This window comes from Kineosporia sp. NBRC 101731 (genome assembly GCF_030269305.1).
Taxonomy (GTDB): Bacteria; Actinomycetota; Actinomycetes; order Actinomycetales; family Kineosporiaceae; genus Kineosporia.
Window position 1 is genome coordinate 1,120,107 of sequence record NZ_BSTC01000001.1, and the last position, 20,946, is coordinate 1,141,052.

Here is a 20,946-nt window from a genome sequence, read left to right on the forward strand (position 1 = left end):
TATGGGGGGCGGCCGGGTGCTGCCGGACGCCGACCCCGTCCGGGCCCGGGTCACCCGGCTTACCCGGCGACGGTCCAGGTGTCCTTGCCGGCCAGCAGCGCGGTCAGGTCGTCGTCCGTGGCCGGGCCGTTGTTGGCCTCGACCGCACCGTTCACCTGGGCCCGCACCAGGTCGTCGTAGGCCGGGCGCACGACCTTGCGGAACACTCCGAGCGGCACGTGCGACAGCGTCGGGTCGTCGAGCCGGGACAGGGCGAACTGGGTGGCCGGGTTCGGGTTCTCGGCGTCGTGCACCAGCACGTTCTCGAGACCGGCCGCGTCGATGTCGGCCACCTCGAGCGTGCCGTCGGCCGCCCGCACCACGCCCTTGGTGCCGTCCACCCCGAAGCGGATCGGCTCGCCGTGCTCCAGCCGGATCAGCCGGGCCTGGGCCTCGTCACGGTCTTTCAGCACGTCGAACGCGCCGTCGTTGAAGATCGGGCAGTTCTGGTAGATCTCCACGAGCGCCGAACCACGATGTTCCACGGCCTGTTTCAGCACCGAGGTGAGGTGCTTGCGGTCGGAGTCGAGGGTACGGGCGACGAACGTGGCCTCGGCGCCCAGTGCCAGGGACACCGGGTTGAACGGGGTGTCCACCGAACCGACCGGCGTCGACTTGGTGATCTTGCCGGGTTCGCTGGTGGGTGAGTACTGACCCTTGGTGAGGCCGTAGATGCGGTTGTTGAACAGCAGGATGGTCAGGTTCACGTTGCGGCGCAGCGCGTGGATCAGGTGGTTGCCACCGATCGAGAGCGCGTCGCCGTCGCCCGTGATCACCCAGACGTTCAGGTCGGGCCGGGCCGTGACCAGGCCGGTCGCGATCGCCGGGGCCCGTCCGTGGATCGAGTGCAGGCCGTAGGTGTCCAGGTAGTACGGGAAACGGGACGAGCAGCCGATGCCCGAGACACAGACCACGTTCTCCCGCCGGATGCCCAGCTCGGGCATGAAACCCTGCACGGCGGCGAGGATCGCGTAGTCGCCGCAGCCCGGGCACCAGCGCACCTCGGCGTCGGCGGTGAAGTCCTTGCGGGTCTGCTTCGGGTCGTCCGGGGTCAGGAGCGGCACTCCGGCCAGGCCGGAGAGCACACTCGGCATACCGAGTTCCGTGGTCATGTCAGTAAACCTCCTCGATCTCGGTGGCGAGTGACGTGATCGCGGTGGCGATCTCCGCGGAACTGAACGGCAGGCCCCGCACCTGGTTGTAGCCGCGGGCATCCACCAGGTACTTCCCGCGCAGCAGCAGGGAGAGCTGGCCCAGGTTCATCTCCGGGATCAGCACCCGGCGGTAGCGCTTCAGCACGTCACCGGTGTTGGCCGGGAACGGGTTGAGATGGCGCAGGTGGGCGGTGGCGACCCGGATCCCGGCCTTGCGGGCGTCGCGGGCCCCGGCCGCAATCGGGCCGAAGGTGCTGCCCCAGCCGATCACCAGCACGTCGGCGTCACCGGCCGGGTCGTCGACCTCGAGGTCGGGCACGTCGATGCCGTCGATCTTCGCCTGGCGCAGCCGCACCATCTTGTCGTGGTTGTCCGGGTCGTAGCTGATCTCGCCGGTGCCGTCGGCCTTCTCGATGCCGCCGATGCGGTGCTCCAGGCCGGCCGTGCCCGGGGGCGCCCAGGGCCGGGCCAGCGTGGCCGGATCGCGGTCGAAGGGCCGGAACGCGGGCGCCCCGGGCTCGGGCTTCGCCGCGAAGTCCACGTGCAGGTCGGGCAACGATGCCACCGAGGGCAGCTGCCACGGCTCGGAACCGTTGGCCAGGTAGCCGTCCGACAGCAGCAGCACCGGCGTGCGGTAGGTGATGGCCACCCGCACGGCCTCGATCGCCGCGTCGAAGCAGTCGGCGGGCGAGCGCGGCGAGATCACCGGCACCGGCGACTCGCCGTTGCGCCCGTACATGGCCTGGAGCAGGTCGGACTGCTCGGTCTTGGTGGGCAGTCCGGTGGAGGGGCCGCCACGCTGCACGTCGACGATCACCAGCGGCAACTCGAGCGACACGGCCAGGCCGATGGTCTCGCTCTTCAGCGCCAGACCGGGCCCGGAGGTAGTGGTCACGCCGATCGCGCCACCGTACGAGGCGCCCAGGGCGGCCCCGATCGCGGAGATCTCGTCCTCGGCCTGAATGGTGGTGACGCCGAACTTCTTCATGCCCGACAGCGCGTGCAGGATGTCGGAGGCCGGGGTGATCGGGTACGAGCCCAGTACCACCGGCAGCCCGGAGCGGTGCCCGGCGGCGACCAGACCGTAGGCCAGAGCGGTGTTGCCGGTGATGTTGCGGTACGTGCCGGCCGGGGCCGGGGCCGGCGCGATCTCGTAGGAGACCGCGAAGCCCTCGGTGGTCTCGCCGAACGCCCAGCCGGCCTTGAACGCGGCCAGGTTGGCGGCCAGGATCTCCGGCTTGCGGCCGAACTTCGTCTTCAGGAACCGCTCGGTGCCCTCGGTCGGCCGGTTGTACAGCCAGCAGAGCAGGCCCAGCGCGAACATGTTCTTGGAACGCTCGGAGTCCTTGCGGCTGAGCCCGAACTCCTTCAGCGCCTCGACCGTCAGGCTGGTCAGCGGCACCGGCTGCACCTGCCACGACTCCAGCGAGCCGTCATCGACCGGGCTCGCGGTGTAGCCGACCTTGGCCAGGTTCCGCTTGGTGAACTCGTCGGTGTTCACGATGATCGTCTTGCCGCGGGGCAGGTCGGACAGGTTGGCCTTGAGCGCGGCCGGGTTCATCGCGACCAGCACGTCGGGTGCGTCGCCGGGGGTGAGTACGTCGTGGTCGGCGAAGTGCAACTGAAAACTGGAGACGCCGGGCAGGGTGCCCTGGGGAGCGCGGATCTCGGCGGGGAAGTTGGGCAGCGTCGCCAGGTCGTTGCCGAGTGAAGCGGTCTCGGCGGTGAACCGGTCACCGGTCAGCTGCATACCGTCACCGGAGTCGCCGGCGAAACGGATCACCACACTGTCGATCTGCTCGACCCGTGAGGGGGCCGGGACCACAGCAGTGTCGTCCATGAAGTTCTCCTCAGTCAGCCTGGCTGTACCCGAGCGTCGTTCCACCCCGTGGTTCGCGGGCACCGTTCCAGTGTCTCGCTGCAGGGCGGGTCGTACGCCACTCAGGTTCCCCTTAGTTCGGGTGATCTGCTAGTGGCCTCGGCGCACTGGGCACGGGCGGGACACAGTGCACCACCCTGCGCCGCGATCGGCCCGTTGGCTAGTGCCTTCGGCCCTGTGCGGTCACAAGTTGGACTTGTGACGGGGCTAACCTGGATCCCATGCCACTGTCCCCGCGGGTGCCCGAACTCACGGCGCTCGACCTGCTGCTCTCGGTGGCCCGCACCGGCAGTCTGGGTGCCGCCGCGCGGGAGCACCACATCAGTCAGCAGGCCGCCAGCGAACGCATCCGCCGTCTCGAGGGCACTCTCGGGGTGCAGGTGCTGCGGCGTAGCCGGCAGGGGTCGACCCTCACCACCGCCGGGGCCCTGGTCGCCGACTGGGCCGGGCAGCTCACCGAACTCGCCGCCGGGCTGGAGGCCAGTGTCGCGGCGTTGCGGGCCGAGCACCACGCCCGCCTGCGTGTGGCCGCCAGCCTGACCGTCGCGGAGTACCTGATGCCGCGCTGGCTGGTCACTTTGCGGCACCAGGTCGAGGCCCGGCACGACGAGCTGTCGGTGCAGCTGACCGCGACCAACTCCGAGGAGGTCGCCGAGCGGGTGCGCGACGGCCGGGCCGGCCTGGGGTTCGTCGAAGGGCCGGCCGCCCCCGACGACCTGGCCTGGCGGGAGATCGGCACCGACTCTCTGGTGCTGGTCGTGCCCACCGGTCATCCCTGGTCACGGCGCCGGCGTCCGGTCGGCGCGGCCGAACTGGCCGCCACGCCGCTGGTCTCGCGGGAGGCCGGGTCGGGCACCCGTCGCGCGCTGGAGGTCGCGCTCGAGGCGGTGGGCCACGTGGGCATTGAGCCGTTGCTGGAACTGTCCGGCACCGCGGCCGTGCGGGGCGCGGTGCTGGCGGGGGCCGGCCCGGCAATGCTGAGCACGCTGGCGGTGGCCGACGACGTGGCCTCCGGCCGGCTGCGCACGGTCGCCGTCACCGGCCTGGCCCTCGACCGCCGTCTGCTGGCCGTCTGGTCGCTGGGCAGTTCGCCCCGCGGACCGGCCTCCGACCTGCTCACCATCGCTCTGAGAGGGCGCAGTCAGAGATGAAAATGGGGGACGCCGGCCAGCTCGCCAAGGCGAGCTGACCGGCGTCCCCCATTCAACGAACTAAAGCCGCCCCGCCTCGATGATCCGCCGCAGGAACTGCCGCGTGCGCTCCTGCGTCGGCTCCCCGAGAACCTGCTCCGGGGCACCCCGTTCCAGCACGCGTCCACCATCGAGGAAACACACGTGGTCGGCCACCTGGCGGGCGAAGCCCATCTCGTGGGTGGCCACCAGCATGGTCATGCCCTCGGACTTCAGGTCGCGCAGCATGGCCAGCACCTCACCCACCAGTTCCGGGTCGAGAGCCGACGTGACCTCGTCGAACAACATCAGCACGGGGTCGTTGACCAGCGACCGGGCGATCGCGACGCGCTGCTGCTGACCACCCGACAGATGGTCGGGATAAGCGTCCGCCCGGTTCTTCAGGCCCACCCGCTCCAGCGTCACCAGCGCCCGCTCGCGTGCCAGTTCCGCCGGGACGCCGTGCACCTTCCGCGGTGCCAGCGTGATGTTGTCCAGCACGGTGAGGTGCGGGAACAGGTTGAACGACTGGAAGACGATGCCGATCTTCGAGCGCACCTCGTCGGCGTTCACCCGCGGATCGGTGATGTCGCGGCCCTGCAGCTCGATCACACCGTCGTCGACCGTCTCCAGCAGGTCGATACAGCGCAGCAGCGTGGACTTGCCCGAGCCGGAGGCGCCGATCAGCACCACCACGTCGTGCTCGTCCACGTCCAGGCTGAAGTCGCGCAGCACCACGCTGCGCCCGTAACTCTTGCGCAGGTTCTCGATACCGAGCAGCGCGCTCACAGATGGCCTCCGCCCGGGACGGCCCCGTAACGCCGTGCCGCCCGGTCGGTGAGCCGGGTCAGCGGGATGGTCAGCACCAGGAACAGGGCCCCGGCCACCACGTACGGGGTGAAGTTGAAACTGGTCGCGGTCTCGATCTGGGCCGCCCGCACCGCGTCGATCGCGGCGCCGAGCACCGAGATCAGACCCGAGTCCTTGGTCAGCGAGGCCAGGTCGTTCAGCAGCGGCGGAACCACCCGGCGCACGGCCTGCGGCAGCACCACGTAGCGCATGCTCTGCGGTCCGCTCAGGCCCAGCGACCGGGCCGCGGCCCGCTGGCTCGGGTGCACCGACTCGATGCCGGCCCGGAACACCTCGGCCACGTACGCCGAGTAGGTCAGCACCAGGGCCACACAGCCCAGCACGATCGGATCGGTCGGCACCCCGGTCAGGTTCAGCGCGGGAACGCCGAACCCGACCAGCAGCAGCACCAGGATCAGCGGCAGGCCCCGGAAGACGTCCACATACACCGTGGCCAGTGCCCGCAGCGGCCAGAAAACCGGTCCTCGCAGCGTTTTCAGCACCGCGAGAGCCATGCCGACGATCAGCACGCACAGGGCACTGACGGCGAAGACCTGGACGTTGATCCAGAAACCGGCCAGCACGGCGGGGAAGGACTCGACGGCCTTGTCCCAGTTGAAGAACGTGGTGCGCGTGCGTTCCCAGCCGGGGGCCGACATCACGGCCGTGATCAGCGCACCCCCGATGACGAGGGTGCTCAGACCCGCGATCAGCAGCGATCGCAGACCCTGGCGCTTGCGGTACGCGTCCCGTTCCCGCTGGCGGGCGGACGGGCTCCAGGTGTCCTCGACAGAACTCACTTCAGCTCAGGCGCCCCGGCCGACTCGGTCAGCCACTGCGTCTCGATCTTGTCCAGCGTGCCGTTCTCCCGCAGGGTGTCCACGGCCTGGCTGACGCAGCTGGTCAGCGAGCTGTTCTTACCCAGCACCAGACCGAACTGCTCCGGTGTGTCGCTGGTGGCGGGCAGCTGGCCCACCACCACACCGTCGTCGAGTTCGGCGGAGGCCAGGTAGAGCGCCGTGGGCAGGTCGACCACCAGGCCGTCGATCTGGCCGTTGTTCAGGGCCAGCTTGGCCTTGTCGTTGTCGTCGAACACGGCCGGGGTCTGGCTCGGGTCGATCACCGTCTTGATGGCGTTGTAGCTGGTGGTGCCCACCTGGGCACCGAGCTTCAGATCCTTGAGGCCGGCCAGGCCGGTGGCGCTCGCGGCCTTGTTGCCCTTGAGCGCCACGACGGCCTGGGTCACGTCGTAGTAACCGCTGGAGAAGTCCACGGCCTGCTTGCGCTCGTCGTTGATCGAGAACTGGTTGATGTCGAAGTCGAAGCTCTTCTTACCCGGCTGCACCGCGGCGGTGAAGATCACCGTCTCCCACTTCACCTGGTCGTCGGTGTAGCCGAGCTGATGGGCCACGGCGTAGGCCACGGCCGACTCGAAGCCCTTGCCGTTGGACGGGTCGTCGTCCTGGAACCAGGGTTCGTAGGCGGGCTTGTCGGTCCCGATGGTGAGGGTGCTCGCGGTCAGCGTGTCGAGGTCGGCAGGTGTGCACGAGGACGCGGAACTGGAGGACGAGGCGCTCGCCTCGTCGTTCGAGTCGGCGGGTGCGCAGGCCGCGACGGCCAGCAGGGCGAGAATTGCGGTGCCGGCGGCAGGCAGTCGGCGGGACATCGATACTCCAAGGTCAGCGCAGGATTCGGCGGTTGAGTGTATAGCTGCGGGTTTGGGCTCGCAGATGCGGTTAACGCATCCGGGTCTGTGAGGCGTCTGTTCATGACCAGCCATGAACAGGAAATTCACCACGCCATCACACGGGGGCACCCTCAATGATCATCGGGGCCCGTGTGTTCTCATGACGCATGGCCGAAGTACGGGAGAACCGTGACGAGAACCGCTTCGAGATCTGGGTGGACGGCGAGCTGGCCGGGTTCGCCGAGCACCGCGGGCCCGGCCCGGTGGTGAGTTATGTACACACCGAGATCGGCGAGAAGTTCGGTGGTCAGGGTCTGGCCACCCAGCTGATCCGCGCGACCCTCGACACCGAGCGCGAGCGGGGGTCGAAGATTCTCCCGGTCTGTCCCTTCGTCAAGGCGTTCGTGGAGAAGCACCGCGACTACCTCGACCTGGTGCCCGCGAACCGGCGGGCGGCGTTCGGCCTGCCCGAGAGCTGACCCGAGAACTGACCGAGAGCTGACCCGAGAACTGAGTCGGACCGTGAGTCCGACCTGAGCCCGAGTTGGTCCCCCGGTTCTGTCGGTGGTGGTCGCTACAGTCGTTCCTCATGGAGGGCCTGGAGACGTACCTGATCGTCGCCACGGTGATCGCGGCCGGGGTGCTGCTGTTCGCCGGGGCGATGGGGGCGGCCCGGGCCCTGCGCCCGCAGGTGCGCTCGGCCGAGAAGACGCTCACCTACGAGAGCGGGGTCGACGCCGAGGGGTCGGGCTGGGCCCAGAGCCAGATCCGTTACTACCTCTACGCCTTCCTCTACCTGATCTTTGCGGTCGATGCGGTGTACCTGTTTCCGTGGGTCACCGTGGTGAAGGATCTCGGCTGGGCCACGCTGGGCGAGATGGGCGTGTTCATCGGCATCATCGCCGTCGGGCTGATCCACGCCATCCGTCGCGGGGTGCTGCGATGGATCTGACCGACCCGACCGACCCGACCGACCTCACCAGGCCCGGTGGCGGTGCCCGGGGCATCTCGCCCAAGACCGCGCTGCCGATGCCGGTGCTGCGGTCCCAGGTGCCCGCGGAGCTCGGTCCGCTGAGCGCCGTCGCCCCGCACCCGCTGCGGCTGGTGCTGAACTGGGGCCGGCGTTATTCGCTCTGGGTGTTCAACTTCGGCCTGGCCTGCTGCGCCATCGAGTTCATCGCCGCCAGCATGGCCCGCCACGACTTCATCCGGCTGGGCGTGATCCCGTTCGCCAACGGCCCGCGCCAGGCCGACCTGATGGTGGTCTCCGGCACGGTCACCGACAAGATGGCTCCCGCCGTGCGCCGGCTCTGGGAGCAGATGCCGGAGCCGAAATACGCCATCTCGTTCGGTGCCTGCTCCAACTCGGGTGGCCCGTACTGGGACTCGTACTGCGTGACAAAGGGCGTCGACCAGATCATCCCCATCGACGTCTATGTGCCCGGCTGCCCGCCCCGTCCCGAGGCGCTGCTCCAGGGCATCGTGAAGCTGCAGGAGAAGATCGCCACCGAGAACCTCTCCGCGCGTTACGGGTCGCGCCGTCGCGGGGCGGCGAGTCTGAGCCGCGGCCTGGTGTCGAAGGGCGCGCACGCGTGACCCCCCGGCCCGTCGAGGGTGACGTACTGGCGACCTGGTTCACCGCAGCACTTCGGAAGGCCGCCCCGGAAAACAGCGCCAACCCGGGAAGCCTCGCCGGCCCGGATAGCGGCGCTGACCTAGGGAGCCTGGCCGGCCCGGTTAGCAGCGCTGATCTGAAGAGCGGCAGCACCCAGGCAGGCCGCGAAGCCGATCCGGAGGGCGAAGGGTTGGCTGACCAGGAGGCCGGGGCTCCACTGGTCACGGTGAGCGTAGACGCCGCCGGCACCCCGGTGGTCGATGTTCCCGCCTCCGGCTGGGTCGCGGCGGCCACCTGCGCCCGTGACGAACTGGACCTCGACTTCCTCGACTGGCTCTCGGCGGTGGACGAGCCCGAGGGCGATCCGGCCGGGCTCGACGTGGTGCTGCACCTGGCCGGGTCCGACTCGTTCGGCTCGTCCGACCGCAGGGTGCGCCGCCTGCTGCTGCGCACCCGGGTGCCGAACCGAGACCTGAATCTGCCGAGCCTCACGTCGCTGTGGCCGGGTGTGGCCTGGCACGAGCGTGAGACCCACGAGATGTTCGGCCTGACCTTCACCGGCTTCTCCGACGGTTCGGGGGCCGGGCTGCGCCCACTGCTGCTGCCCGACGGTTTCGAGGGCACCCCGCTCCGCAAGTCGTTCGTCCTGGCCGCCCGCGCGGCGAAGGCCTGGCCCGGTGCCAAAGATCCCGGCGACTCCGGCGCCAAGGCCCCCACCCGCCGCAAGACCCTGCCCCCAGGAGTCCCGGACCCGTCCTGGGGCCCCCACGAACCAGGCACTCCACGAGAAGTCGCCTCCGAGCCACCCCGCCGAGCGTCACGGGCGGGCATTCCCGAGCGCCCCGCAAGGATCGCCCGGGCGACGAGTCGGGTAGTCAGGACGACAGAGGCTCCCATCGAGGCGACCGGGGCTCGCGCTTCTGTCGACCCGGCAAAGACTTCCGTTGTCCCCGCCGCGGCCGGCGCTCTCGCCCCTGCCAGTCCGTCCGAGCCGAACGAGACCGCCGCGTCCACTCCCGCGTCCACTCCCGCGTCCACTCCCGCGTCCACTGCCACCGACGATCCCTCGGCGCACACCGAGCTACCCGCGTCCACCCCCGAGCGCGACGCATGACCCTCGACGCCGGGCTGGTGGCCGAGATCGTGCTGCGCACGCTGGCCGTGCTGGTCGCGTTCCTCACCCTGCCGCTGGTGGTCGGGCAGACCGAGCACAAGGTGATGGCGCACATGCAGGGGCGGCTGGGCCCGATGTACGCCGGAGGGTTCCACGGGTGGGCGCAGCTCGTGGCCGACGGGGTGAAGTTCCTGCAGAAGGAAGACATCGTCCCGGACCGGGCCGATGCCGGCGTGTTCCGGCTGGCTCCCGGGGTGGCGCTGGTGCCTTATCTGGTGGCGATGGCGGTGATTCCGCTGAGCCCGGACTGGGTGGCGGCGGACGTGGACGCCGGGCTGCTGTTCGTCCTGGCCGCGAGCGCCGTCGCGGTGCTGGGCACCCTGATGGCGGGCTGGTCGAGCGGGAACAAGTACGCGCTGCTGGGGTCGATGCGTGCGGCCGCCCAGCTACTGGCCTACGAGCTGCCGCTGGTGCTGGCGGCGGCGAGCGTGGCGATGGCCGCGGGCACGCTGTCGCTGACGGGCATCGGTGAGGCCTGGCAGTGGTGGTGGCTGTTCTGGCAGGCCCCGGCCCTGATCGTGTTCGTGGTGGCAGGGCTGGCCGAGGTGCAGCGCCCGCCGTTCGACATGCCGATCGCCGACTCCGAGCTGGTGGCCGGTCCCTACACCGAGTACACCGGGCTGCGGTTCGCGTTGTTCCTGCTCAGCGAGTACGCGGGCATCGTGGTGCTGTCCGCGCTGACCGCGGTGCTGTTTCTCGGCGGCTGGCACGGCCCGTTCAGCGACACGCTGGGCCCGCTCTGGACGCTGCTGAAGACCGGGATGGTCGCGGTCGTCGTGATCTGGCTGCGGGTGGCCTGGCCACGCCTGCGGGAGGACCAGCTGCAACGGCTGGCCTGGGCGGGGCTCGTGCCCGTCGCCCTGGCCCAGCTGGCCCTCACCGCCGTGGTCGTCGTGGCCTGAGAACCAGGGCGTGTCCTGCGGATCATCGCCTACTGCGGGGTGCCCGGAGAGCCGTCTGGACGCGTCCGGTGTGGCCCCACGGAGGAACGCTACGAGCGGGCCCACCGGCCACGTCCAGCCCGGCTCACCGGGCACCTCCGCAGCTCACGGCGTGATCCGCAGGAAAGGCCCTAGTCCAGGTTCTTCACGAAGTGGAGCGCGCCTTCCTCGTGCTGGTAGAGCCCGAAGCCGGCGTGCGGCAGGTAGCCCGCGCTGCGGTACAGGGCCACGGCCTCCGGCTGCTTCGTGCCCGTCTCCAGGATCAGGCGGGTGTAGCCCAGGGCCATCGCGCGCAGCTCGGCCGAGGCCAGCAGGCGCCGGGCCAGGCCGTGACGGCGGAACCCGGGGCGCACGTACAACCGCTTCATCTCCACCGACCCCTCACCCTCGGCGGGGTTCCCCCGCAGGCCGACGCAGCCGGCGAGCTCGCCACCGGCCTCGGCGATGGTGAACAGGCCCGAGGGCGGAGCGAATTCGGCCGGGTCGACGGGGGTGTCGTCCGGTCCGCCGTAGCGGACGACGTACTCCTGCTGGACCTCGGCGATCAGGGAGACCGCTTCAGGGCTGTCGAACGGGACGTCACGGAAGACCAGATCGGTTACGGGGGAGTTGCTCACGGCTCCCATAGTTCCACGGGGTTGCCTTCGGGGTCGTGCACCCGGGCGAAGCGGCCGTTGGGATAGATCTCCTCGTCGACCTCGACGGCGATGCCGGCCCGCCGCAGCTGGGCCACCATCGCGTCCAGGTCGCGGACCCGGAAATTGACCATCCATTGCTGCTGGGGTCGCCCGAAGTGCTCGGCGTCGTCAGCGAATGCGGCGAAGACCGTCGGCCCGGACTGTGAAATCCAGGGCGCTTCTTCGTACGTCAAGGGCACTGGCGTCACGCCGAGGTGGTCTTCATACCAGGCGGCCAGTCTCTCCGGATCCTTGCTCCGGAAGAACAGTCCCCCGATGCCCGTCACGCGTTCCACAAATGGGAATACTGCCAGAAGGGCCGCGATCAGGCCGCTCGGAGTGGTTGGCGCATTCTGTTCCTGGGCGTCGCGGGCGCCTGGAAAAAGACAGAATGCGCAGGTCATGAATGGAATTATCGATCTCGCGAGGTAGCCGGATTTCGTGCTGAATTCGCTGGCCGTAGGGGCGTGGTGGCACGGATGGCGCACTATCGCTGCACTGCCGATGCCGTTCGGTGGCGCAGTGGCCCGGTGACGTTCTGGATGACGTGGCCGGACCTTTTTCGTGCGCATGAATTAATGACAGGTGTCGGGGTAGTGGTCGGTCGTACGGCCCGCTCCCATTTTTGTCATTGGGTGCCTAAAAGGGGGACGCCGAGGGCTCCGGCGGCCGGCGCGTGAGTGCGGTGGGTGTCCGCCTCCGTGGGGCGCCCGTGGGGCACTCGTGGGTTCAGAGACTCGCCCCCATCACTGTGGGTGACGGCGAGTGTTCGAGGGTAGAGCTGGATTCGCCGGATCCGGAGGCGCCGGTAAGGACAGCGGCTAATATCACTATTGGCCGTCCGGTCCCCGGGATCCGGTTTGCCGGGAGATCGGTCCGTGTCGGATGTGCCGTAATCCACCGCAATCGGAATATTGATGGTCATGCCGGTGGCGTGTACGTTCCGGCGCGGGCATTTGTCGGAACACGCTTGAGGTGGGTGACGTGGCGCGGCAGCAGGCTGAGATCCGGCGCGAGGAGATTCTCCGGGCCGCGGCGGCGGTGGTCGGGCGCAAGGGATTCGCGCGGACCCGGGTGGCCGATGTCGCGGCGGAGCTCGGAATCAGTGCCGGCCTGGTCTTTTACCATTTCGATTCCAAAGAGCGGCTGCTCTCCGAGGCATTTGTGATGGCCTCCGACCGCGATCTGGACGCCATGGACGCGGCGATTGCCGGCCCGGGCACCCACGCCGAGCGCGTGCGTAACGTGATCCGGCTCTACCAGCAGATCTCCTCCGACCCCGGCGACCGCGAGGTGTGGTCGCACAACATCGACGCCTGGGCCGAGGGCCGCTACACCGCCGAGATCCGCGAGGTGGTCCGCCGCAATGACGCGCGCTGGCGCCACGGCCTGACCCGGCTGGTCGCGGCCGGGGCTGAGGCCGGGGAGTTCACCTGCCCCGACCCGCAGGAGGCCGCGCTGCGGATCTGCGTGATGCTCGACGGGCTCGCGGTCGCCACCCAGGTCCGCGGCACGCTGGCGAAGGGCAGGGCGAGAGCATGGGCCGAGGAGCACGCCGCGCGAGAACTGGGGCTCCCGGCGCCGGTCTTCCCGGTGCAGCAGCTTCCACCCGCCCAGCGCTGACCCGTGAGGCGCGTCGCGCGAGTGACGTCGAACACGGCAAGATGCATCGGTGACCAACCCACAGCACGACGACGCGGGTAGCCCTGACGGCCACCGGCACGGCGTCGGCGGGGGCCTGGTCTCCGGGCTGGCCACCACGGCCCGGGCCCTGGCGCGGCACACCCACACGCAGGAGTACCCGGACGTCCGGCCCGATCTGCCTCCACGCAGCCGCGGGGTGATCGCCCTGCTCGCCGAGAACTGCACCAGTTGCATGCTGTGCGCCCGTGAGTGCCCGGACTGGTGCATCTACATCGAGTCGCACAAGGAAGAGGTCCCGGCTCCCGAGCCCGGCGGCCGTCCCCGGCAGAAGAACGTGCTGGACCGCTTCGCCATCGACTTCTCCCTGTGCATGTACTGCGGCATCTGCATCGAGGCCTGCCCGTTCGACGCGCTCTTCTGGAGCCCCGAGTTCGAGTACGCCGAGTTCGACATCCGCGACCTGCTGCACGAGAGCGACCGGCTCGAGAGCTGGATGGCCAGCGTCCCGCCCCCGCCCCTGCCCGACCCCGGAGCCGTCGAGGCGAAGGAGGTCGGCGTGGCGAGAACGGCCGCGGACAAGGCGATTGCGGCGTACGAGGCGTCCTTGGCGAGGAAGCGTGAGGCCGAGGACCCGGACGCCACCACCCCGATGGTGCCGGTGGACGACCAGGCGGGGGAGACGTCCATCAGCACGGACGAAACCACCGAGTTGCCCCCGGTGACCGACGAGACCCAGGTCTTGCCACCTGCTGACGAGGGTGAGCGGTGAGCGGACTCGACCTGCTCCTCACCGCCCTCGCGGTGCTGGCGGCGGCGAGTGCGCTGCTGGCCGTGACCGGCTCACGCGTCGTGCACTGCGCCCTGTGGCTGGTGGTGAGTCTGGGTGCGCTGGCCGGTGTGTACCTGGTGCTCGGCGCCGAGGTGGTGGCGCTGGTGCAGCTGCTGGTCTACGTCGGCGCCGTGGTGGTGCTGGTGATCTTCGCGCTGATGCTGACCCGGGCCCCGGTGGAACCGAGCAGTCGCCTGGACGCGCCGAAGGGCCAGAAGCTGGCGGCGGTGGTCGCGGGCATCTCGGTGGGCGGGATCCTGGCCGGAACGCTGATCTACGCCCTGCAGGACCTGACCGTCGAGGTGCAGGGCGAGCAGGGCAGCGCCCGGAACATCGGCCAGGCCGTGTTCTCCGGCTGGCTGCTGCCGTTCGAGCTGCTCTCGGTGCTGCTGCTGGCGGCCCTGGTGGCGGCGATCGCGGTGTCGCGTCACCTTCCCGGAACGACCGAAGACGGCGGGGAACAGTGATCCACCTGCTCGGACCGGCCGTCCTGGCCGCGGCCCTGGCGGGGATCGGGGTCTACGGCATTCTCGCCCGGCGCAACGCCGTGCTCGTGCTGATCGGCGCGGAACTCCTTCTCAACGCCGCGAACGTGTTGCTGGTGACTGCTTCGGCGCTACCGGCGGGCGGTCTGGCCGGGCTGGAGCACAGCCAGGCCTACCACGACCCGCTGATCCCGGGGCAGGTGATGACGATCTTCGTGATCACCGTCGCGGCCGCGGAGATCGGCCTGGGCCTGGCGATCGTGCTGCTGCTGTTCCGGGCCCGCGGCACTGTGGAGCTGACCGCGGTACGGGAACTGGGCGAGGCCTCGCCCACGCACACGGAGACACCGTCGTGACCGAGTCCGCCGCCATCCTCACGATCGTGCTGCCCGCCGTCTCGGCGATGCTGGGGCTGCTCATGGGCAAGGCCTGGGCCCGGGACTGGGCCGTGCTCGGCTCGCTCGGCGCCCTGGTGGCCGCGATCGTGGAACTGGTGCTGGTCGGGACCGACGGCCCGGTCACGGCGTTCGGTTTCCTCGGCCGGGCCCAGCTCGGGGGCACCACCATCGATCTGACCCTGCGCTCCGACCAGCTCTCCGCCGCGGTCGCCGCTCTGGTGGCCCTGGTCGCGTTCTGCGTGCAGATCTACTCGACGGCCTACCTGGCGGGGGAGGGCACGCCGCAAGCACCGACCCGCTACCCGGCCTACGCCGCGACGGTCTCGCTGTTCACCGCCGCGATGATGCTGGTGGTGCACTCCGCCGACCTGGTGCTGCTGCTCATCGGCTGGGAGATCATGGGCTTGGCCTCGTACCTGCTCGTCGGTCACCACAGTGAACGGGCGGGCGCGAGAGCGGCTGCCACCAAGGCTTTCCTGGTCACCCGGGTCGGCGACATCGGGGTGGTGCTGGCGGTGGTGGTGCTGATCGCGGGGGCGGGCACCACGTCGATCAGCGACCTGAACCGGGCCGCCACCGAGAATGAGATCGGCCACGGCACCGTGCTGACGGCGGGCCTGCTGCTGCTTGCCGGAGTGGTGGGCAAGTCGGCGCAGTTCCCGCTGCACATCTGGCTACCGGATGCGATGGAGGGCCCGACCCCGGTCTCGGCCCTGATCCACGCCGCGACCATGGTGGCGGCCGGGGTGTTCCTGATGGCCCGGTTGCTGCCGCTCTACCTGACCGTGCCGGGCGCCCTGCAGACCGGCGCCGTCCTGGCCTCGATCAGCATGGTCGGCGCGGCCCTGGCGGCCTTGGCCCAGACCGATCTGAAACGGCTGCTGGCCTACTCCACGATCAGTCAGGTCGCGTACATGCTCGGCGCGGTCTGCGTGGCTTCCGACCGTGAGCTGGGCTCCGGTGACCCGACAGCGCTCGCCGCCCCGGGCGTCCTCCATCTTCTCTCGCACGGAGCCTTCAAGGCGCTGCTGTTCCTGGCCGCCGGATGCATCGTGCACATCGTCGGCTCGACGGCGCTCGCCGACATGGGTGGGCTCTGGCGCACGCACCGCAGCCTGGCCGTGCTCTTCGGGATCGGGTTGCTGGGGCTGGCGGGTATCCCGCCGTTCGGGGGGTTCTGGTCGAAGGAGGCCGTGCTGTCGGCCGCCGACGAGGCTGCCCACGCCGGCACCTGGGCGGGCTGGACCGTGCTGGTCGCCGGGGTTCTCACGATCGTGCTGACCGGGCTGTACGCGGGGCGGGCCTGGGCGATCGTCGCCATGGGGCGGGGCCCGGTGCTGCCCGCGGTGGGTGACGCCGAGACCGAGGAACCGCACGAGAACGCGCACGGGCACGGGGTACCCGTCGCGATGATGCTTCCCCTGTACCTTCTGGCGATCCCGACCGTGGCCTTCGGCCTGGTACTGCTGACCCCGTTCGATCTGCTGCACGGCGTCGAGATTCAGCCCGGCACCGCGATCACCGGTGCGCTGCTCGCCCTTTCGGGGGTCGGTTGGGCGGTCTCGGCGCCTCGTCTGGGCACCCCGGACATTGCCGTGGCCCTGCCCATGAGAGCGAGATCCTTGCTGGAGAACGCTTTCTACTTCGACGTCGTGATCCGGGTACTCGTGGTGCGCCCGGTACTGGGGCTGGCGCGGACGGTGCAGATGCTCGAGCGGGACGTGGTGGACGCGTATGTGCGGGGTGTGCGGCCCACCACCGAGATCGCCGGGGCCGTGCTGCGCCGCGCCCAGACCGGTCTGGCCACGGCCTACGCGGCCTGGGTGTTCGTCGGCGCGGTCGTGCTCACCGTGGCCGGGATGGTGCTCGTATGAGCTGGTCGTCGTGGTTACTGCCGGTGTTGGTGCTGGTGCCGTTCATCGGTGCCCTGGTGCTGACGGTCCTTCCGGACCGGTTCGCCGTCCGGACCGGGCTGGGGGTCGCCCTGGTCACCCTGGCCCTGGCCGTCCTCGCCACCTACGAGACGAGCGTGGCCGGGTTCGGCCGGATGCAGCTGGAGGTACGCACCGACTGGGTGCCCGCCCTGGGCCTTCAGGCCCATCTGGGGATGGATGGGGTCAGCGCACCCCTGGTCCTGCTCACCGCTCTGCTGGCCGTGCTCGTGTGCCTGCACCTGACCCGGGTGGGACCGGGCCGTCACCTGGTGATCTGCGTGCTCGTGGTGACCGGCGGCGCCCTCGCCACCTTCACCGCGCTCGACCTGCTGCTGTTCTTCATCGCCTTCGAGACCGTGCTGATCCCGATGTGGCTGGTGATCCGGATCTGGGGTGACACGACCCAACCCGGAGGGACCGCCACCCGCGACGACGCCGCGAGCCGGTTCGTGCTCTACACCGCCACCGGCTCGGCGCTCATGCTGCTCGGGATCATCCTGGTGATCGCCCGCACCGGCACCTCCGACCTGACCGAGCTGATCGAACGCGGCGGCGCCGGGATGTCGGTGACCACCCAGACCGTGGCGGCCGGGCTGATCGTGTTCGGCCTGGCCGTGAAGACCCCGATGTGGCCGCTGCACACCTGGCTGCCCCCGGCCCACACGATCGCCCCGACCGCCGGATCGGTCCTGCTCGCCGGGATCCTGCTGAAACTCGGCACGTACGGCCTGGTGCGGGTGGCCTTGCCGGTGCTGCCCGCCGGCCTGCAGAACGTGGCCCCCTGGCTCGGCGGCTTCGCGGTGGTGGGCATCGTCTGGGCCGGTCTGGCCTGCCTGACCGAGCGCGACCTGAAGCGGCTGGTGGCGCTGTCGTCGGTGGCGCACATGGGTTTCGTGCTGCTCGGGGTGGCCTCGATGACCCCGACCGGCCTGCAGGGCGCGCTCTACGCCAATATCGCGCACGGCGTGGTGAGCGCCCTGCTGTTCTTCGTCGTCGGGGCGCTGAAAGACCGCCACCACAGCGCCGACCTGACCGTGCTCGGCCCCGGCCTGCGCGACCGGCTGCCCCGGCTGGGAGGGCTTCTCACCCTGGGCGCGGTCGCCGGTCTCGGACTGCCCGGCCTGGCCGTGTTCTGGGGTGAGCTGCTGACGATCGCCGGGGCCTGGCAGTCCTCCGCCCTCGGCGCCCTCGACCGGCCCTACGCCGTGATCGCCGCGGTCGGCACCGTGATCGCCGCCGCCTACTGGCTGCGCGTGCTGCGGCTGATCTGGCAGGGAACGCCGCTCACGGACCAGGCCGAGCTCCCCGACGCCACCCCTCACGAGACCGCCGTCACCCTTCCCCTGGTGGTGGCCACCGTCGTCCTCGGACTGTTACCCGGTCCGCTGCTGTCCACCACCGCCGGGGTGGTCCGGCTGCTCCTGCCCGGCGGGGGAGTGGTGCCGTGATGCTCACCGACATCACCGGGACGCTCACCGGTGTCCCCGAGATCGACGCGGTGGCCCTGCTCCCCGTCATTGCCCCCGTGGTCGCGCTGCTGCTGGTGCTGCTGATCGACGCCGTCCGACCGGTGAGGCCCCTGCTGAACCTGGTCACCCTGGCCGGCCTGCTCACCGCCGCCGGTGGGGTGGCCTACCTGGCGCTCGAGGGCACCGAACGCTCCACGGCCTGCTCCACCGGAGTGGTGGTGGGCACGGCCGGCCTGAGCGGGCCCTCACCCCTGCCCGAGAGCCTGAGCCCGTCCGACGTCGGCTTCGGCTGCTCCTACCTGGTTTCCGACTTCACCCTCACCGTGCAGGCGATCGTGCTGGTGGCCGCGATCGGCTGCCTGCTGCTGGCCGTCGACGGCCCGGGCGCGAAGGACCGCACCGCCCACCACACCCTGCTGCTCGCCACCGTGGCCGGTGCCACCGCCCTGGCCGGTGCCCGTGACCTGGCCACCCTCACCGTGGCCCTGGAGACCGCGACCCTGCCGGCGATCGGCCTGATCGCCCTGCGCCGCGACGCCCAGGGAGCGCAGGCCGCCGTCACCCTGCTCCTCACGGCCATCGCCTCCCTCGGCCTGCTGCTGCTCGGCATCGGCCTGCTCTTCCTGGCCACCGGCTCGCTCTACCTCTCCCGGATCGCCGATGTGCTTGCCTCCGACCCGGACGAGAAGGTGCTCGTCGTCGCGGTGGCCGGGGCGGTGCTCGCGCTTGCGGGTATCGGGTTCAAGATCTCGCTGGTGCCGTTCCACCAGTGGACGCCCGACACCTACGCGGGCGCCCCGCTGCCGATCGCCGCGCTGCTGTCCACCGTCTCCAAGGCCGCCGGGCTGGCCGCCGCCGCGGTGCTGCTGGGTATCGGGCTGCCGGCGCTGCACGCCGCCTGGGCGCCCGTGATCGGGGTGCTGGCCGCGCTGACCATGACCGTCGGCAACCTGGTGGCGTTGCGCCAGCAGGTTGCCGTGCGGCTGCTGGCCTGGTCGACCGTGGCCCAGGCGGGCTGGGTGGTGCTGCCGCTGGCGGCCTCGGGCACCACCCGCGACGGTGTGCGGGAGGCGGTCGGGGCCTCACTCGGCTACCTGCTGGCCTACGTGGTGGCCAGCCTGGCCGTGTTCGCCGTGGTGGTGCTGGTCGCGCGGCACCACCGGGCCGGTGAGGAACACACCCTGGCGGCCTACCGCGGCCTGGCTCGCACCGAACCGGTGGCGAGCGCTGTCCTGATGTTCGCCCTGGCCTGCCTGGCCGGGCTCCCGCCGGGGGTGATGGGACTGATCGCCAAGGTGGTGGCGCTGCGCCCGGTGGTGGACGCACAGCTCTGGCCGCTGGCCGTGGTCGCGGCCCTCAACGTAGCCCTGGCCCTGGCCTACTACCTGCGCTGGACCGCGCTCCTGCTCGCCACGACCGATCAGGTGACCGATCAGGCGACACCCCGGTGGCGCCTGCGCCCCGCGGAGGGGATCGTGTTGGGTGGAGCCGCGGCAGGTTGTCTGGGTCTGTCCATCGGGGCCGGGACGATCGCCGGACTGTTACCCGACCTCCTGCACTGAGGCGCCGGGAACGTGATCAAGCCGGATACCGTTGAGTTTCCTGACGGTGCCCGGTGGCACCGATCGAGAGGAGTCAGGGAGCGCCGAAATGGGCCATAGTCATTTCAACGGGCTGAAGACCGCGATTCTGCTGGGCGGGATGTCGGCCGGCCTGATGGTGGTCGGCATGGTGATGGCCGGGCAGACCGGTCTGTTCATCGCGCTGGCCATCTCACTGGCCATCAGCGGTTACCAATACTGGAACTCCGGCAAGATGGCGATCCGCTCGATGCGGGCGCGGCCGGTCAGCGAGGCCGAGCAACCGGCGATGTACCGCATCGTCCGGGAGCTCTCCAACGAGGCCCGCCAGCCGATGCCCGCGCTGTACGTGTCGCCGACGCAGGCGCCCAACGCCTTCGCCACCGGCCGCAACCCGCGGCACGCGGCGGTCTGCTGCACCGAGGGCATTCTCCAGATCCTCGACGAGCGGGAGCTGCGCGGTGTGCTCGGCCATGAGCTGATGCACGTCTACAACCGTGACATCCTCACCGCCTCGATCGCCGGTGCCCTGGCCAGCGCGGTCACGTTCATCGCCAACTTCGCCTTCTTCTTCGGCGGCAGTGACGACGACGAGCGGCCGAACTTCATCGCCATGATCGCCTTCTCGATCCTCGGCCCCCTGGCGGCCGGCATCATCCAGATGGCGATCAGCCGCACCCGTGAGTACGACGCGGACGAAGACGGCGCCAAGCTCACCGGCGACCCGCTGGCGCTGGCCTCGGCCCTGCGCAAGCTGGAGATGGGAACCCGGCAGCTGCCGCTCCCGCCCGAGCGCGAACTGGTCAACGCCAGCCACATGATGATCGCCAACCCGTTCCGCGGGGGCGGTGTGGCCAAGCTCTTCGCCACCCACCCGCCGATGGCCGACCGCATCGCCCGTCTGGAGTCGATGGCCGGTTACCGGCGCTGAGCGACCGTAAGCCCCCGGAGCCGTTGCTCCGGGGGCTTCGTCATATCTCAGAGCTTCTCGAGGTCCGGCTCCTCCAGGAGCAACTTCACCTCGGCGGGCGTCAGGGAACCCGCCTCCAGCCGCTTCTTGTCCAGCCACGCCGCGAGCAGGGTCCGGGCGGTGGACGCGTCACAGCCCAGCCGCGCCATGATCATCCCGGTCGCCAGGTCGCTCATCTGCTGGGTCTGGACCTGCGACACGGCGTCGCGGGCCTGACCGGCCTGGTCATCGAGATCCCGGTCCAGGGCCAGGCACATGGTCAGCGGATCCACGTATCGCCGGAGACGGTCGGTCTCGACGCCGTCACTGATCTCGCCGAGCAGCAGGCCGATCATGGTGTTCAGCAACTCGCGCAGAGGAGTGGAGCTCTGGAGTCTCTCCGGCTGAGCGGTGTCGGGCCTCGGCGGACGGCCTGTGGTCGTCATGCAGTCGTACTTCCCCATCCATCACAGG

Annotated in this window: 22 protein-coding genes; 14 read left to right on the top strand and 8 right to left on the bottom strand. The window is 70.2% G+C overall.

Features of this window, described 5'->3' with window-relative positions; translation table 11 throughout:
• Positions 1–59: 59 nt before the first annotated feature.
• Positions 60–1,151, bottom strand: coding sequence for a 2-oxoacid:ferredoxin oxidoreductase subunit beta (locus QSK05_RS04865; protein WP_285594316.1), 1,092 nt, complete (start codon positions 1,149–1,151; stop codon positions 60–62).
• A gap of 1 nt (position 1,152) precedes the next feature.
• Entirely contained in the window at positions 1,153–3,033 is a 1,881-nt protein-coding gene (locus QSK05_RS04870; RefSeq protein ID WP_285594318.1) for a 2-oxoacid:acceptor oxidoreductase subunit alpha, read from the bottom strand.
• Positions 3,034–3,293: 260 nt separating this feature from the next.
• Between QSK05_RS04870 and QSK05_RS04875 the strand changes: the two genes are divergently transcribed.
• Positions 3,294–4,223, top strand: coding sequence for a LysR family transcriptional regulator (locus QSK05_RS04875; protein ID WP_285594319.1), 930 nt, complete (start codon positions 3,294–3,296; stop codon positions 4,221–4,223).
• A 60-nt stretch (positions 4,224–4,283) separates the two neighbouring features.
• Here the strand turns inward: QSK05_RS04875 and QSK05_RS04880 are convergent, their stop codons facing one another.
• From QSK05_RS04880 to QSK05_RS04890, 3 genes are read right to left on the bottom strand one after another with little or no spacing between them, the layout of a single operon-like run.
• Positions 4,284–5,030 carry an amino acid ABC transporter ATP-binding protein gene (locus QSK05_RS04880; RefSeq protein ID WP_285594320.1) on the bottom strand — a complete coding sequence of 249 codons (747 nt, stop codon included), beginning with the start codon at positions 5,028–5,030 and terminating at the stop codon, positions 4,284–4,286.
• Entirely contained in the window at positions 5,027–5,890 is an 864-nt protein-coding gene (locus QSK05_RS04885) for an amino acid ABC transporter permease (RefSeq protein ID WP_285594321.1), read from the bottom strand. The genes QSK05_RS04880 and QSK05_RS04885 overlap by 4 nt, the downstream gene beginning before the upstream one ends.
• Complete coding sequence (locus QSK05_RS04890; protein ID WP_285594323.1) at positions 5,887–6,756, bottom strand: ABC transporter substrate-binding protein; 870 nt, start codon at positions 6,754–6,756, stop codon at positions 5,887–5,889. The genes QSK05_RS04885 and QSK05_RS04890 overlap by 4 nt, the downstream gene beginning before the upstream one ends.
• 188 nt (positions 6,757–6,944) lie before the next feature.
• Between QSK05_RS04890 and QSK05_RS04895 the strand changes: the two genes are divergently transcribed.
• From QSK05_RS04895 to nuoH, 5 genes are all read left to right on the top strand, one after another.
• Positions 6,945–7,256 carry a GNAT family N-acetyltransferase gene (locus QSK05_RS04895; RefSeq protein WP_285594325.1) on the top strand — a complete coding sequence of 104 codons (312 nt, stop codon included), beginning with the start codon at positions 6,945–6,947 and terminating at the stop codon, positions 7,254–7,256.
• A gap of 110 nt (positions 7,257–7,366) precedes the next feature.
• Positions 7,367–7,729, top strand: coding sequence for an NADH-quinone oxidoreductase subunit A (locus QSK05_RS04900; protein WP_285594326.1), 363 nt, complete (start codon positions 7,367–7,369; stop codon positions 7,727–7,729).
• Between the two features lie 77 nt (positions 7,730–7,806).
• Positions 7,807–8,373, top strand: coding sequence for an NADH-quinone oxidoreductase subunit B (locus tag QSK05_RS04905; RefSeq protein WP_352300289.1), 567 nt, complete (start codon positions 7,807–7,809; stop codon positions 8,371–8,373).
• Positions 8,374–8,618: 245 nt separating this feature from the next.
• Positions 8,619–9,506 carry an NADH-quinone oxidoreductase subunit C gene (locus QSK05_RS04910; protein WP_285594329.1) on the top strand — a complete coding sequence of 296 codons (888 nt, stop codon included), beginning with the start codon at positions 8,619–8,621 and terminating at the stop codon, positions 9,504–9,506.
• A complete protein-coding gene (gene nuoH / locus QSK05_RS04915) occupies positions 9,503–10,468 on the top strand; it encodes an NADH-quinone oxidoreductase subunit NuoH (RefSeq protein WP_285594330.1) in 966 nt (321 codons plus the stop codon). The genes QSK05_RS04910 and nuoH overlap by 4 nt, the downstream gene beginning before the upstream one ends.
• A gap of 170 nt (positions 10,469–10,638) precedes the next feature.
• Here the strand turns inward: nuoH and QSK05_RS04920 are convergent, their stop codons facing one another.
• Together QSK05_RS04920 and QSK05_RS04925 are read right to left on the bottom strand one after the other, a co-directional pair.
• Positions 10,639–11,124, bottom strand: coding sequence for a GNAT family N-acetyltransferase (locus QSK05_RS04920; RefSeq protein ID WP_285594331.1), 486 nt, complete (start codon positions 11,122–11,124; stop codon positions 10,639–10,641).
• A complete protein-coding gene (locus QSK05_RS04925; RefSeq protein WP_285594333.1) occupies positions 11,121–11,588 on the bottom strand; it encodes a VOC family protein in 468 nt (155 codons plus the stop codon). Before QSK05_RS04925 ends, QSK05_RS04920 begins: the two co-directional genes overlap by 4 nt.
• A 580-nt stretch (positions 11,589–12,168) precedes the next feature.
• Between QSK05_RS04925 and QSK05_RS04930 the strand changes: the two genes are divergently transcribed.
• The 8 genes from QSK05_RS04930 (at position 12,169) to htpX (ending at position 20,454) form a co-directional block, all read left to right on the top strand.
• On the top strand, positions 12,169–12,807 hold the full coding sequence (locus QSK05_RS04930) for a TetR/AcrR family transcriptional regulator (RefSeq protein ID WP_285594335.1): 639 nt from the start codon (positions 12,169–12,171) through the stop codon (positions 12,805–12,807).
• Between the two features lie 49 nt (positions 12,808–12,856).
• On the top strand, positions 12,857–13,597 hold the full coding sequence (locus tag QSK05_RS04935; protein ID WP_285594338.1) for a 4Fe-4S binding protein: 741 nt from the start codon (positions 12,857–12,859) through the stop codon (positions 13,595–13,597).
• Positions 13,594–14,124: an NADH-quinone oxidoreductase subunit J family protein gene (locus tag QSK05_RS04940; RefSeq protein WP_285594339.1), complete on the top strand. Its 531-nt coding sequence runs from the start codon at positions 13,594–13,596 to the stop codon at positions 14,122–14,124. The genes QSK05_RS04935 and QSK05_RS04940 overlap by 4 nt, the downstream gene beginning before the upstream one ends.
• Positions 14,121–14,498, top strand: coding sequence for an NADH-quinone oxidoreductase subunit NuoK (gene nuoK, locus QSK05_RS04945; protein ID WP_285594341.1), 378 nt, complete (start codon positions 14,121–14,123; stop codon positions 14,496–14,498). Before QSK05_RS04940 ends, nuoK begins: the two co-directional genes overlap by 4 nt.
• Complete coding sequence (locus tag QSK05_RS04950; RefSeq protein WP_285594343.1) at positions 14,495–16,414, top strand: NADH-quinone oxidoreductase subunit 5 family protein; 1,920 nt, start codon at positions 14,495–14,497, stop codon at positions 16,412–16,414. Before nuoK ends, QSK05_RS04950 begins: the two co-directional genes overlap by 4 nt.
• A complete protein-coding gene (locus QSK05_RS04955) occupies positions 16,411–17,922 on the top strand; it encodes a complex I subunit 4 family protein (RefSeq protein WP_285594345.1) in 1,512 nt (503 codons plus the stop codon). Before QSK05_RS04950 ends, QSK05_RS04955 begins: the two co-directional genes overlap by 4 nt.
• Positions 17,922–19,505, top strand: a complete 1,584-nt coding sequence (locus QSK05_RS04960; RefSeq protein ID WP_285595167.1) for an NADH-quinone oxidoreductase subunit N — start codon at positions 17,922–17,924, stop codon at positions 19,503–19,505. Before QSK05_RS04955 ends, QSK05_RS04960 begins: the two co-directional genes overlap by 1 nt.
• 88 nt (positions 19,506–19,593) lie before the next feature.
• On the top strand, positions 19,594–20,454 hold the full coding sequence (gene htpX, locus QSK05_RS04965; RefSeq protein ID WP_285594347.1) for a zinc metalloprotease HtpX: 861 nt from the start codon (positions 19,594–19,596) through the stop codon (positions 20,452–20,454).
• Positions 20,455–20,501: 47 nt separating this feature from the next.
• On the opposite strand, the gene QSK05_RS04970 is transcribed toward htpX, so the two are convergent.
• Positions 20,502–20,918, bottom strand: a complete 417-nt coding sequence (locus QSK05_RS04970) for a hypothetical protein (RefSeq protein WP_285594349.1) — start codon at positions 20,916–20,918, stop codon at positions 20,502–20,504.
• Positions 20,919–20,946 lie beyond the last annotated feature (28 nt).

Bases quoted from the DNA above. Each gene is read 5' to 3' on its own strand.
- QSK05_RS04865 (WP_285594316.1), bottom strand. From the start codon at position 1,151: ATGACCACGGAACTCGGTATGCCGAGTGTGCTCTCCGGCCTGGCCGGA.
- QSK05_RS04870 (WP_285594318.1), bottom strand. From the start codon at position 3,033: ATGGACGACACTGCTGTGGTCCCGGCCCCCTCACGGGTCGAGCAGATC.
- QSK05_RS04875 (WP_285594319.1), top strand. From the start codon at position 3,294: ATGCCACTGTCCCCGCGGGTGCCCGAACTCACGGCGCTCGACCTGCTG.
- QSK05_RS04890 (WP_285594323.1), bottom strand. From the start codon at position 6,756: ATGTCCCGCCGACTGCCTGCCGCCGGCACCGCAATTCTCGCCCTGCTG.
- QSK05_RS04895 (WP_285594325.1), top strand. From the start codon at position 6,945: ATGGCCGAAGTACGGGAGAACCGTGACGAGAACCGCTTCGAGATCTGG.
- QSK05_RS04900 (WP_285594326.1), top strand. From the start codon at position 7,367: ATGGAGGGCCTGGAGACGTACCTGATCGTCGCCACGGTGATCGCGGCC.
- QSK05_RS04905 (WP_352300289.1), top strand. From the start codon at position 7,807: ATGCCGGTGCTGCGGTCCCAGGTGCCCGCGGAGCTCGGTCCGCTGAGC.
- nuoH (WP_285594330.1), top strand. From the start codon at position 9,503: ATGACCCTCGACGCCGGGCTGGTGGCCGAGATCGTGCTGCGCACGCTG.
- QSK05_RS04925 (WP_285594333.1), bottom strand. From the start codon at position 11,588: ATGACCTGCGCATTCTGTCTTTTTCCAGGCGCCCGCGACGCCCAGGAA.
- QSK05_RS04955 (WP_285594345.1), top strand. From the start codon at position 16,411: ATGAGCTGGTCGTCGTGGTTACTGCCGGTGTTGGTGCTGGTGCCGTTC.
- QSK05_RS04960 (WP_285595167.1), top strand. From the start codon at position 17,922: ATGCTCACCGACATCACCGGGACGCTCACCGGTGTCCCCGAGATCGAC.
- htpX (WP_285594347.1), top strand. From the start codon at position 19,594: ATGGGCCATAGTCATTTCAACGGGCTGAAGACCGCGATTCTGCTGGGC.
- QSK05_RS04970 (WP_285594349.1), bottom strand. From the start codon at position 20,918: ATGACGACCACAGGCCGTCCGCCGAGGCCCGACACCGCTCAGCCGGAG.